Below are 12,807 nucleotides of genomic sequence, written 5' to 3'. Positions count from 1 at the left end.
TAAATGCTCTAATCGCCTCTCGCGCCCTACAGAAGAATCGTTTTTAACCATGGATATCAAACAGCTCTGGATCAACGCCCTGGACCTTTGGGGTGCCCTCGACCAGCACCCGCTCGTACATTCCAGCCTGGCACTATTGCTGTTGCTGGCCATTGCGCTGTTCCTCGGACGGGTGGCGCGCTACCTCATTCTGCACGCGGCCAAAATGCTCGGTCGCCAGCCGGCCTTGCACTGGGTCAATGATTTCCTGCAGAACAAGGTGTTCCATCGCCTGGCGCAGATCACGCCTTCGCTGGTGATCCAGTTCGGTCTCAATCTGGTACCGAACCTGAGCAAGACCAGTCTGGGGTTCCTCGGCAACGTCGCGCTGTCCTTCACTTTCCTGTTTCTGCTGCTGGCGGTCAGCGCCCTGCTCAATGCCCTGCTGGACATCTACGCCCGCACCGAGCACGCCCGCACCCGCTCGATCAAAGGCTATGTGCAACTGGCGAAAATGGTGTTGTACGTGTTTGGTGCGATCGTCATCGTCGCCACGCTGATCGACCGCTCGCCGCTGTTGCTGCTGTCGGGTCTGGGTGCCATGTCGGCGGTGATTCTGTTGGTCTACAAGGACACGCTGCTGTCGTTCGTCGCCAGTGTGCAGTTGACCAGCAACGACATGTTGCGGGTCGGCGACTGGATCGAAATGCCCCAGGTGGGCGCCGACGGCGATGTGGTGGACATCACGCTGCACACGGTCAAGGTGCAGAACTTCGACAAGACCATCGTCTCGATTCCAACCTGGCGCCTGATGTCCGAGTCGTTCAAGAATTGGCGCGGCATGCAGGCTTCCGGTGGCCGCCGGATCAAACGCAGCCTGTTCATCGACGCCAGTGGCGTGCGCTTCATCCGTGACGATGAGGAGCTGAAACTGTCTCAGGTGCATTTACTGACCGATTACATGAGCCGCAAGAAAGCCGAGCTCAAGGCGTGGAACGAAGCCCAGGGTAATGTTGCGGCGATGTCGGCCAATCGTCGGCGGATGACCAATATCGGGACGTTTCGGGCCTATGCATTGGCGTACTTGAAAAGTCACACAGAGATCCAGCCGAACATGACCTGCATGGTCCGCCAGATGCAGACCACGGCCCAGGGCATTCCGTTGGAGATCTACTGTTTTACCCGCACCACGGCATGGGCCGACTACGAGCGGATCCAGGGGGATATTTTTGACTACCTGCTGGCGGTGCTGCCGGAGTTCGGGTTGAGTCTGTATCAGCAGCCGAGCGGAACGGATTTGCGTGCGGGGATATTGCCGGCAGTGCTGGGCGCGAGCCATCTACCCGAACTGAAAAAGACGCTATGAAATACCGCAACCGCCATGTGCGACCTGTTCATCAGCAAACGTAGGCGACACCAAGGCTACATCGGTATACTCGATCCCTTTGGCAGATGCATCGAGCAACGCTCAATTCCATTCAAACATTACGCGCGCTCGCTGCATGGATAGTGGTCTTCCACAATTACATGCAGTTAGTCCATAACTTCCAACTAACCGATCCGGTGTCCGTTTCGATGCAACGGTATGGTGCCATCGGCGTCGATTTGTTTTTTGTCATAAGCGGCTTTGTGATTTACCTTTCCGCTACCGGCAAAAAAATTTCCCCTGCAACATTCGTCCGCCATCGATTAGCAAGAATTGCCCCCGCCTATTGGATGTTTACCTGCATCACTGCAGTGACATTGATTTTTTACCCGGCTCGGTACCACTGACACTCTATGAGCCCGTATTCCTGCTGAAAAGCCTGTTTTTTATCCCCGCACAGAATCCATCCGGAATCGGTTTTTATCCACTGATGACGGTTGGCTGGACACTCAACTATGAGATGGTGTTTTACGCCGTCTTTCTGGCCAGCCTGTTTTCCCCTGAGAAGTTCAGAGTACCCACGATCACTCTTGGCATTTTCCTGCTATACAAGGCACTGCCGCACCTTGGCGGTGGCTTTGCTTTCTACCACAACCCCATTGTGTTTGAATTTACATTCGGAATAATCATTGCGTACGCGTACCAAAGAAACCTTGTACAACGTATCCCCTTGGCTCCAGCACTGATTATGGCAGTGGCCGCCCTCGGAGTTATTATCCACTACGGCCAGACGGCTCACTCACCATGGAAATCGGGACTACCTTGCGCTGCCATTTTACTTGCTGCGCTATCTCAAGAACGCTTTTTCTCTAGAATCGAACTGATCAATAAACTGGGCGATTGGTCATACTCGACTTACCTATGTCATGTACTGGTTATGTCCTACATGATAAAAATCCAACAAACACTAAACCTCAGCCACCTCACCACGCTGGCAATGATTCTTGGGCTGATCACTGCAATATCGACATTGAGTTTCAACCTCATTGAAAAACCTATATCCAGATGGGTCAAGACACACGATAAAAGCACAAACGTAGTGCCTTCCGGCGCTCCAAACCAAGGGCAAACAACTGAATAACTTTTCAACGCCGGGCAAACGGTTGCTCTAAAGTCAAAAGTTTAAGTTTGCCCGTGCAGTAAATGCCGGATGCGCACCGCAACGCCATCAGTCTGGAAACGTCGCGCCGCCGCCTCGATCTTGCGTTCGGCGCGGGTCACCCGTCCGTGGTGGCGCAAATGACCGACCCAGGACTCATCGAAAAAAAACTCGCACCACAGCCGCGGATTCTCGCTGTCCTGAACCAGCCCCCAGGAAAACGAACCGTTGCGCTGCCGCATCCGGCGCACCGCGTCCATCGCCTTGGCAAACGCCTGGGCATGTTCCAAAGGGATGTCATATTCCAGGATCACCATGACCGGCCCGCGCTCGTGATCAACACCTTCGGCCAACAACGGTTGTGGCCAATGCAGTGATGGCGCGAGGTCCTCTGCGACCCGTTGCGGTAACGCGACACGCCAGGTCAGGATGACGCCCAGCATCAGCACCGTGCCCGCTGCACTGAGGGCGACGCTCATTGAACTCTGGCTGGCGACCCAGCCCCAAAGCAACCCGCCCAGCGCCATACTGCCGAAGAACATCAGGATGTACACTGCCAGCGCCCGGGCTCGCACCCAGGCCGGCACCGAAGTTTGCGCCGCCACCTGAAAATTCGACAGAACGGCGATCCAGGCCGCGCCACTGATCAACATCACCGGAATCAGCAGATAGAAATCCCGCAGCCACGCCAGGGCAAACAATACGATGGCGTAAATCAGGCTGGCGCCAGCTACCAGGCGGTCTACCGCCAACTGTTGACGCAACCTTGGCAGCCACATGGCGCCCAATACCGCGCCAACGCCGACGCTGCCCAGCAACACACCGAATTGCGCCGCACTGCCGTGCAATTCGCCGCGCACAATCAGCGGTAGCAACGACATTCCGGCACTGGCGCCGAAGAAGAACGCCAGAGTCCGGATCAACACCCGTTGCAATGGCCGGGCACTGCGCGCATAGCGCCAGCCAACCCGCATTGCGCTGAACAGCCGCTCGGCCGGCAAGACCGCCACTTTCGCCTCGCGCCGCCAGAGCCAGAGCACAGCGATCACACCGAAAAACGACAATGCATTGAGTGCGAAAGTCGCCCATGGCCCCACCAGACTTACCAGCACGCCGGCGATGGCGGGGCCGACCGCTCGGGCCAGATTGGTCCCGACACTGCTTAAGGCAATCGCCGCTGGCAACTCGTCACCGGGCACCAATTCCGGGGTCAGGGACGACCAAGCCGGCATCATCAACGCCGTACCAGTGCCCATGGCCAGGGTCAACAGCAGCAACAATGGCACGGTCATCAACCCGCTCAGGGTCAGCAATGCCAACAACAACGCCACGCCGGCCATCCAGCCTTGCACCATCAACAGATAACGACGCTTGTCGACAATGTCGGCCAACGCACCCGCCGGCAAGGCGAGAAAAAACATCGGTGCCGCACTGGCGACCTGTACCAGCGACACGGTCATCGGGCTGGCCGACAACGAGGTCATCAACCATCCGGCGCCGACCTCATGCATCCAGGTGCCGATGTTCGAGGCAATGCTGGCCAGCCACAGTCCACGGAAAATCCCGTGTTTCAAAGGACTCCACGGTGAACGGTTAACGGAACTGACAGTACTTTCGCTGGGCTGGCTCATGACGGTTCCCTGATCACGACTACTGTGGGCTTAACAACAGAACAATTGTGGGAGCGAGCTTGCTTGCGACGAGGGAGTGTCAGTCAACCCAAGTGTCATCAGACATTCCGCTATCGCGAGCAAGCTCGCTCCCACAGGGATAGCATCTAATTCAACATTGGCGGCTTACTTGACCTTGCGCTGCGATGCCTTGTGCACCATGGTGTAAGCGTAATCCACGCCCATGCCATACGTGCCGCTGTGTTCCATCACCGCCTCATAAGTATCCTTGTGCGCCCAGTCACGCTGGTATTCGAGTAATGCTTGTTGCCAGATCACCGGCACCACGCCGACCTGAATCATCCGTTGCACCGACATGTCGCTGGTTTCTTTGCTGGCGGTCCTGGGCGCAGCCATATTCCCGAGCCGGAAAAACACATCATGTAATACCGCAATCCCCTGCGGCAGCTCCTACACCGGTTTTTCGGCGCGCTTGAGGAATGGCGCTGACCCGATCATAAATGTTCAAGAACCCACTTTTGAACTGCAGGTGTATCGTTTATATCGCCATTAAAAACAAATTGCGGATCATAACTTTGATTATTTCCTCGCGTTCGACCTCTCCATACCTTTAATGGCAGCCAGAACTCGGCGCCACTCGGCAGCGTTTGAGCGCCAATATCAATATAAAGCGTATCGGCGCTCGTGGGTAACCCCAAATGAACAACCCCCGGAACAGTAAGAACGACGTCCGCAAAGTCGAGACAGGCACTTGCGCAAAATGAGTCAGTAACCAGCGCAAGCTTACCTTTAAAACCTTGGGCATTGACTCCTCTCGAACCCTCTTGATCGACCGAGGAAGTGCTGGGCTGACGCAACCAGTCTTTCTTTTCGTGAAGTGCGAGTTCCATCGATCTGGTTAAACTAAAAACAAATTTATAAGCTTCACTATTTTTTCCATAGTCGCTTTCCATGGCAGTGAGCGCTTTATTGAACGTTGAGAGTGCAAAAGGAGAAACTCGCCACATCGCATACGCACGAGATGGCTCATCCAGGCTTTTTACCAATTTCGAGCCTAACAGAGCGGACAGTATTTCAGCCCCCACTAAACTGTTGCCGCCGCGATTGCCTCGTGTATCAAGCACAACCAGCTTGGCATCATCGAGACTCTTAATGACGTCGAGCATTTTATCGAGGGAAGCATTCTCGGCTGCTGATGGCATGAAGTTGGATACATGTATCCAATATCGCCCGCCCCCCAAATCCTTGAGAGATTGGACCGGTTGAGGCTGGTGCAGGAAAGCCTCTAATTGTCCGGAGTCTTCTTGCCATAACAAAGTAAAATTTTGTCTTGCTCCATTTGGGAGAATAACCAGACAGCTTTTTGACAAGACCCTCGCCAGCACAGGATAGTTGGCATCATCGACCGTTAACTGCGTAGCCAAATGCAACCAGACCGACTTCAGGCTAAGTCTACGATCAACATAAGGAGATATTTCACTCTCTAGTATCTCGTGAACTGATTTGTCATCACACGATATAACCTTGGAATCAATCGGCGGTAACGGCACAGGCCAATTTTTTGCGGCGTGCTTTACAACAAAATCCTGCCCCTGCATGTCCAGAATAAAACCTGCCCAAGAAGAACCCCCAGGATTACTTTGACTCAGCCCTACGTGTCCATCCTTGAAGCCCGCGATGTAAAAATCAAGCACGGCTTGAGAGTCTTTCTTTGAGTTGACACGTTTTGCCAGCTGACTAGCCTCCAGATAACCCTGTTCGACCCAGTCTGTAAAAGACTCATTATTACTATCTATAGCACCCGGATGAGAATCAACTATCAGTTGCCGAATAACAGAAAGATCATTGACAGTTAGCTCCTGCCAATTTTTTACAGGCACTTCATCAGCCAATACAAAAGGCGACAACACAACAGAAAGAAGCATCAAGCATAAGCTTTTAAGGGGAAAGGCATTAGCATTACAAGTCATTTAAAACACCAAAAAAGCAGACAAATGATGATCACATAGATGTCATCTGATCTTTGCGCGCCTAATGCCCAACCGACTGATCCACACTGCTAGCAAAATCACCGAACCGCCGAGCAACAACCGCCCCAGTTCTTCATGCTGGTTCCAGATCAGCAGATTGATCAGCAACCCCACCGGCACATGCAGGTTGTTCATCACCGCCAGGGTCCCGCCGTTGACCAGGCACGCGCCTTTGTTCCACCAGTAGAGCCCCAAAGCGGTCGAAACCAGGCCGAGGAACAGCAGCACGCCCCATTGCAGCGGTGCTTCGGGCAGGAAGTTCTGTTTGCCGAACAGCAGAAACGCCGGCAATGCCACCGCCAGTGCGCCAAGGTAGAAATAACCGAAGCGTCGGTAGTGCGGCAGATCGCTCGGGTGGCGGGCAACCAGGTGTTTATAGAGTACCTGCCCGGCGGCGTAGGTGAAGTTGGCCAGTTGCAGCAACAGGAAACCCATGAAGAAGTCCGGGTTGATCCGGTCAAAGCGAATCACCGCCGCCCCCGCCACCGCCACCAGCGCCGCGACCAGGGCCCAGGGATTGAAGCGACGATTCAGTGCATCCTCAATCAGGGTCACATGCAACGGCGTGAGGATGGTGAACAGCAACACTTCCGGCACCGTCAATACGCGAAAGCTCAGGTACAGGCAGACGTAGGTCACGCCGAACTGCAACGCGCCGATCAGCAGCATGCCGCGCATGAATGCCGGTTCCACCGAACGCCAGCGGGTCAGAGGAATGAACACCAACCCTGCCAGCAGCACACGTACGAGTACTGCGAAGTAACTGTCGACATGACCGGCCAGGTATTCGCCGATCAAACTGAAGGAAAACGCCTGGATCAGCGTGACAAAAAGTAGATAGCCCATGCTCGCCTCATTTCGAATGGCGGCGACGATAACGGGTTTTGCTACTGATCGCGAACGCTAAACCAACACAAAAACTGTGGGAGCGGGCTTGCTCGCGAAGAGGGAGTGTCAGTCGACATAAATGTGGGATGACACACCGCTTTCGCGAGCAAGCCCGCTCCCACAAGGGTTATGTGTACGCTCAAAAAATCCCGGGCAAAAAAAAGCCCGATCTCGCTAAAGCGTTCAATCGGGCAAGAGCACTCAGGAGCAACAAGTGCGAAGGGAGGTTCGATGCGCGTGCAGGCTTGAAGGGTTGCGCCAGGTCACTAGACCATCCAGCGATTATCCGGCGATTAACGGGTCAGGCCACTTGCGAAAGCTTGGCGTTCGCCTGGTTCAGGCCTTTCTCCTGGAAGTCACCGCCCAGGTTCATGCCTTCGGCGTGGATGAACGTCACGTCGTGGATACCGATGAAGCCCATGACCTGACGCAGGTATGGTTCCTGGTGATCGGCGGCGCTGCCGGCATAGATGCCGCCGCGAGCCGTCAACACGTAGGCGCGCTTGCCGCTGAGCAGGCCTTGCGGGCCGGTTTCGGTGTACTTGAAAGTCACGCCGGCACGCAGCACATGGTCGAGCCAGGCTTTCAGGGTGCTGGGAATCGCGAAGTTGTACATGGGCGCGGCCATGACCAGCACATCGGCGGCGAGCAATTCATCGGTCAACTGGTTGGAGCGTTCCAGGGAAGCCTGCTCGATGTCACTGCGCTGCTCGGCGGGCTTCATCCAGCCACCCAGCAAGTTGATGTCCAGGTGCGGCACCGGCTTGACGGCCAGGTCCCGGACGGTGATCTGGTCATTCGGGTGAGCGGCTTTCCACTGGCTGATGAAGGTCTGGGTCAGTTGACGGGAAATCGAATCTTGCTGACGGGCACTGCTTTCGATGATCAGAACGCGGGACATGGGATGTAGCCTCCATCTGAGAATGCTGTAGGTCGATGGAGTGAAGGTTAAACAGAGTCATATCGATGAAAAAGCGCAAATAACTGCTATAACCCATCAATAAATTCGTTTATAAGCTCAGCATACTCTGTGGGAGCGGGCTTGCTCGCGAAGGCGGTGTGTCATTCACGTTGATATCGACTGGCACGGTCTCTTCGCGAGCAAGCCCGCTCCCACAGAAGATTGTTGTCATTTCGGGGTGCAGCTCAGCTCGATGCGCAGCTTGATGATGTTGCGGCTGAACTTGGCGGTGGCATTTTTGTGCTTGCCGGCCGGTACGTCGATCTTGCGGGTACGTGGTGCTTCCGGGCCATTAATGAAAACGGCTTTGCAGCTTGCATCGACGTCGCCGTAGTTGGCCACCTGAATGGAGCCGATGTCGCTATCCGTGTCGTAGGTCTGGTAATCGATCTTCATGCCGTTGAGGTCTTTCTTCACATCGATCGGGTAAGCCATCGCCGTCAGCGGCAGCAGCGCCAGCAGCACACAACAGAATTTTTTCATTCAGCAGCCTCCAATAAGGGCTGCCAGCTTAGGACAAGAGGAGCTCAACATGAAAGCGCCCCGCGTGACCCTTGATCAATGGCGAACGCTGCAGGCTGTGGTCGATCACGGTGGTTTCGCCCAGGCCGCCGAGGCGCTGCATCGCTCGCAATCGTCGGTCAGCTACACCGTGGCACGCATGCAGGATCAGCTCGGCGTGCCGTTGCTGCGCATCGACGGACGCAAAGCCGTGCTGACCGAAGCCGGCGGCGTGCTGTTGCGGCGCTCCCGGCAACTGGTGAAACAGGCCAGCCAACTCGAAGACCTGGCCCATCATATGGAGCAGGGCTGGGAAGCCGAAGTACGCCTGGTGGTCGATGCCGCTTACCCAAGCGCCCGCCTCGTCCGCGCCTTGACCGCATTCATGCCGCAAAGCCGTGGCTGCAGGGTGCGCCTGCGTGAGGAAGTGCTGTCGGGCGTGGAGGAAGTCCTGCTCGAAGGCGTGGCCGACCTGGCCATCACCGGGTTCAGTATTCCCGGTTACCTGGGCGCGGAATTGAGCGACGTCGAGTTCATCGCGGTTGCCCACCCGGAACATCCCCTGCACCGCCTCAACCGCGAACTGAGCTTCCAGGACCTGGAAAGCCAGATGCAAGTGGTGATCCGCGACTCGGGGCGCCAGCAACCACGGGACGTCGGCTGGCTCGGTGCCGAACAACGCTGGACTGTCGGTAGCCTGGCCACCGCCGCGACTTTCGTCAGCAGCGGCCTGGGTTTTGCCTGGCTACCCAGGCACATGATCGAACGAGAGCTCAAGGAAGGTACGCTCAAGGTGCTACCGTTGGATCAGGGCGGTAGCCGCAACCCGAGCTTTTACCTGTATTCGAACAAGGACAAACCGCTGGGACCTGCCACGCAGATTCTCATCGAACTGCTGCGTACGTTTGACACTGCACCACTGGACGCACCGTTCGCCGCCCCCGAACAAGCCTGACACGGAGTGTATGCATGGCCTATTTCGAACACGAAGGTTGCAACCTGCACTATGAGGAATATGGCCACGGCACGCCGCTGCTGCTGGTCCACGGTCTCGGCTCCAGCACGCTGGACTGGGAAAAACAGATCCCGACACTTGCCACCCGTTACCGGGTGATCGTTCCTGATGTACGCGGCCACGGCCGCTCCGACAAGCCCCGGGAGCGCTACAGCATCGCCGGTTTCAGCGCTGATCTGGTCGCGCTGATGGAGCATCTGAACCTTGGCCCGACGCATTATGTGGGGCTTTCCATGGGCGGCATGATCGGCTTTCAACTGGGCGTGGATCAGCCGCTACTGCTGAAAAGCCTGTGCATCGTCAACAGTGCGCCCGAGGTCAAGCTGCGCAGCCGCGACGATTACTGGCAGTGGTTCAAGCGCTGGAGCCTGATGCGCGTGCTGAGTCTGGGGGCTATCGGCAAGGCCTTGGGCGACAAGTTGTTCCCCAAGCCCGAGCAGGCAGAATTGCGACAAAAGATGGCCGAGCGCTGGGCAAAAAACGACAAACATGCTTATCTCGCCAGCTTCAATGCCATTGTGGGCTGGGGGGTCCAGGAACGACTTTCGAAAGTCACCTGTCCAACCCTCATCGTCAGTGCCGACCGTGACTACACACCGGTGGCGCTGAAGGAAAGCTACGTAAAACTGCTGCCTGATGCGCGGCTGGTGGTGATCGCCGATTCACGCCACGCCACGCCGCTGGACCAGCCGGAACACTTCAACCAAACACTGCTGGATTTTCTGACCGCAGTCGACACCACCACTCAGGATCACTGAACCATGCTGAAAAAAATCGCCCTCGCCGCAGGCTCCGTCCTGTTTGCCGCCAACCTGATGGCCGCAACGCCGGAAAAGGCACCGCACGTGCTGCTGGAAACCACCAACGGCCAGATCGAAATCGAACTGGACCCGGTCAAGGCCCCGATCAGTACCAAGAACTTCCTTGCGTACGTCGATAGTGGTTTCTACAACAACACGATTTTCCACCGGGTGATTCCGGGGTTCATGGTCCAGGGCGGTGGCTTCACCCAGGCCATGCAGCAAAAAGACACCAAGGCACCGATCAAGAACGAGCACAACAACGGCCTGGTCAACGTTCGTGGCACCTTGTCCATGGCCCGTACTTCGGTGCCTGACTCGGCCACCAGCCAGTTCTTCATCAACGTCAAGGACAACGACTTCCTTGACCAGGGTGACGGCTACGCTGTGTTCGGCAAAGTGGTCAAAGGCATGGACGTGGTCGACATCATCGTCAATTCGCCAACCACCGTTCGTAACGGCATGAAGGACGTGCCAGCCGACCCGGTGTTCATCAAGTCGGCCAAGCGCATCGACTGAGACTAAGCTGGACAAGGATGTCCGAGCCGTTGCCGGTGTTTGCCGGCAACGCTCAAACCGTTAAAAGGAGAGCCCGTTCGCGGGCGAACAACCCATGCTTTATCGCCGCTTTGAAAAACTGATCGATGTTTTCCGTGAAGCACCAACGGCGTCTCCGCCGGACCGGGTTTTCCCTTTTTATACCTATTACCTCAAGCAGGTCTGGCCAAGCTTCGCCGCCCTGCTGATCGTCGGGCTGATTGGTGCATTGATCGAGGTGGCGTTGTTCAGCTACCTGAGCCGCATCATCGACCTGGCCCAAGGTACGCCGAACATCAATTTGTTCCAGGAACACGCCCTGGAACTGACCTGGATGGTGGTGGTTGCGCTGGTTCTGCGCCCTATATTCGTTGGCCTGCATGACCTGCTGGTGCACCAGACCCTCAGCCCCAGTATGACCAGCATGATCCGCTGGCAAAACCACAGTTATGTGCTCAAGCAGAGCCTGAATTTTTTCCAGAATGATTTCGCCGGGCGCATCGCCCAACGCATCATGCAAACCGGCAACTCACTGCGCGACTCCGCCGTGCAGGCCGTCGATGCCCTGTGGCATGTGCTGATCTACGCCATCAGTTCGCTGGTGCTGTTCGCCGAAGCCGACTGGCGCCTGATGCTCCCGCTGCTGACCTGGATCGTCGCTTTCATCAGTGCCCTCTGTTACTTCGTACCCAGGGTGAAGGATCGCTCGGTGATGGCCTCTGATGCGCGCTCCAAACTCATGGGGCGGATTGTCGACGGCTATACCAATATCACCACCCTGAAGCTGTTCGCCCACACCAACTTCGAACAGCAATACGCCCGCGAAGCCATCAAGGAACAGACCGAGAAGGCACAACTGGCCGGCCGCGTGGTCACCAGCATGGACGTGGTCATCACCAGCCTGAACGGCTTGCTGATCGTCTGCACCACCGGCCTCGCCCTGTGGTTGTGGACCCAGTCGCTGATCACCGTCGGCGCCATCGCTCTGGCCACTGGTTTGGTGATCCGCATCGTCAACATGTCCGGCTGGATCATGTGGGTGGTCACCGGCATTTTTGAAAACATCGGCATGGTGCAGGACGGTCTGCAGACCATTTCGCAACCGGTCACCGTCACCGACCGCGACCAGGCCAAACCCCTGGCGGTGGCCCGCGGAGAAGTGCGTTTCGAGCATGTGGATTTTCACTACGGCAAGCAGAGCGGGATCATCGGCGACCTCAACCTGAGCATCAAAGCCGGTGAAAAAATCGGCCTGATCGGCCCGTCCGGTGCTGGTAAATCGACCCTGGTGAACCTGCTGCTGCGCCTGTATGACGTGGAAGGCGGACGCATCCTGATCGACGGCCAGAACATCGCCGACGTCAGCCAGGAAAGCCTGCGCGAGCGCATCGGCATGATCACCCAGGACACCTCGCTGCTGCACCGTTCAATCCGTGACAACTTGCTGTATGGCAAACCCGACGCCACCGACGCCGAACTCTGGGAGGCCGTACACAAGGCCCGGGCCGACGGGTTCATTCCTTCACTGTCGGACGCAGAGGGCCGCACCGGTTTCGATGCCCACGTTGGCGAGCGCGGGGTGAAACTCTCCGGTGGCCAGCGCCAGCGCATCGCCATTGCCCGTGTGCTGCTCAAGGACGCGCCGATTCTGATCATGGACGAAGCCACGTCAGCACTGGATTCGGAAGTCGAAGCGGCGATCCAGGAAAGCCTCGAAACCCTGATGCAGGGTAAAACCGTGATCGCCATCGCACACCGGCTCTCGACCATCGCCCGCATGGACCGGCTGGTGGTACTGGAAAACGGCAAGATCGCCGAAACCGGCAGCCATGCCGAACTGCTGGCCCATGGCGGTTTGTATGCGCGCTTGTGGCAACACCAGACCGGCGGGTTTGTCGGGATCGACTGAGCATTGCTGCGACCACAAACCCTGTGGGAGC

Annotated in this window: 12 protein-coding genes and 1 pseudogene; 7 read left to right on the top strand and 6 right to left on the bottom strand. The window is 56.7% G+C overall.

The genetic code is table 11. The features are described 5' to 3' along the window. The first annotated feature begins 49 nt into the window (after window positions 1–49). From PMI28_RS19610 to PMI28_RS0128400, 3 genes are all read left to right on the top strand, one after another. Window positions 50–1,345: a mechanosensitive ion channel family protein gene (locus PMI28_RS19610; protein WP_007984881.1), complete on the top strand. Its 1,296-nt coding sequence runs from the start codon at window positions 50–52 to the stop codon at window positions 1,343–1,345. Window positions 1,346–1,431: 86 nt separating this feature from the next. Further along, window positions 1,432–1,752, top strand: coding sequence for an acyltransferase family protein (locus PMI28_RS31390; RefSeq protein WP_338010072.1), 321 nt, complete (start codon window positions 1,432–1,434; stop codon window positions 1,750–1,752). Further along, window positions 1,692–2,486, top strand: a complete 795-nt coding sequence (locus tag PMI28_RS0128400; RefSeq protein ID WP_274517541.1) for an acyltransferase family protein — start codon at window positions 1,692–1,694, stop codon at window positions 2,484–2,486. The genes PMI28_RS31390 and PMI28_RS0128400 overlap by 61 nt, the downstream gene beginning before the upstream one ends. 41 nt (window positions 2,487–2,527) lie before the next feature. Here PMI28_RS0128400 and PMI28_RS19615 read toward each other — a convergent pair whose 3' ends face one another. The 6 genes and pseudogenes from PMI28_RS19615 to PMI28_RS19640 all read right to left on the bottom strand — a co-directional run bounded on the left by PMI28_RS19615 (window position 2,528) and on the right by PMI28_RS19640 (window position 8,497). After that, the gene (locus PMI28_RS19615) at window positions 2,528–4,135 is read right to left on the bottom strand and encodes an MFS transporter (RefSeq protein ID WP_007984877.1); all 1,608 of its coding nucleotides are present in this window, start codon (window positions 4,133–4,135) and stop codon (window positions 2,528–2,530) included. 165 nt (window positions 4,136–4,300) lie between these two features. Beyond that, window positions 4,301–4,480, bottom strand: a pseudogene (locus tag PMI28_RS19620) (hypothetical protein); the annotation flags it as partial. Between the two features lie 149 nt (window positions 4,481–4,629). Then, window positions 4,630–6,105: a S41 family peptidase gene (locus PMI28_RS19625; protein ID WP_007984873.1), complete on the bottom strand. Its 1,476-nt coding sequence runs from the start codon at window positions 6,103–6,105 to the stop codon at window positions 4,630–4,632. Between the two features lie 42 nt (window positions 6,106–6,147). Next, complete coding sequence (locus PMI28_RS19630; RefSeq protein ID WP_007984871.1) at window positions 6,148–7,011, bottom strand: carboxylate/amino acid/amine transporter; 864 nt, start codon at window positions 7,009–7,011, stop codon at window positions 6,148–6,150. A gap of 343 nt (window positions 7,012–7,354) precedes the next feature. Further along, the gene (locus tag PMI28_RS19635) at window positions 7,355–7,954 is read right to left on the bottom strand and encodes an FMN-dependent NADH-azoreductase (RefSeq protein WP_007984869.1); all 600 of its coding nucleotides are present in this window, start codon (window positions 7,952–7,954) and stop codon (window positions 7,355–7,357) included. Window positions 7,955–8,182: 228 nt separating this feature from the next. Next, complete coding sequence (locus PMI28_RS19640) at window positions 8,183–8,497, bottom strand: hypothetical protein (RefSeq protein WP_007984867.1); 315 nt, start codon at window positions 8,495–8,497, stop codon at window positions 8,183–8,185. Window positions 8,498–8,546: 49 nt separating this feature from the next. On the opposite strand from PMI28_RS19640, the gene PMI28_RS19645 reads away from it, so the two are divergent. The 4 genes from PMI28_RS19645 to PMI28_RS19660 all read left to right on the top strand — a co-directional run bounded on the left by PMI28_RS19645 (window position 8,547) and on the right by PMI28_RS19660 (window position 12,776). Further along, window positions 8,547–9,470: a LysR family transcriptional regulator gene (locus tag PMI28_RS19645; protein WP_007984865.1), complete on the top strand. Its 924-nt coding sequence runs from the start codon at window positions 8,547–8,549 to the stop codon at window positions 9,468–9,470. 14 nt (window positions 9,471–9,484) lie between these two features. Further along, complete coding sequence (locus PMI28_RS19650) at window positions 9,485–10,288, top strand: alpha/beta fold hydrolase (RefSeq protein WP_007984863.1); 804 nt, start codon at window positions 9,485–9,487, stop codon at window positions 10,286–10,288. 3 nt (window positions 10,289–10,291) lie between these two features. After that, window positions 10,292–10,849, top strand: coding sequence for a peptidylprolyl isomerase A (locus PMI28_RS19655; protein WP_007984860.1), 558 nt, complete (start codon window positions 10,292–10,294; stop codon window positions 10,847–10,849). 94 nt (window positions 10,850–10,943) lie between these two features. After that, window positions 10,944–12,776: an ABC transporter ATP-binding protein gene (locus PMI28_RS19660; RefSeq protein ID WP_007984858.1), complete on the top strand. Its 1,833-nt coding sequence runs from the start codon at window positions 10,944–10,946 to the stop codon at window positions 12,774–12,776. Window positions 12,777–12,807: the final 31 nt, after the last annotated feature.

It is taken from the genome of Pseudomonas sp. GM48 (assembly GCF_000282335.1).
GTDB lineage: Bacteria > Pseudomonadota > Gammaproteobacteria > Pseudomonadales > Pseudomonadaceae > Aquipseudomonas.
Note: the sequence above shows the minus strand (reverse complement) of the source record. Positions and strands in the feature narration are given on the sequence as shown.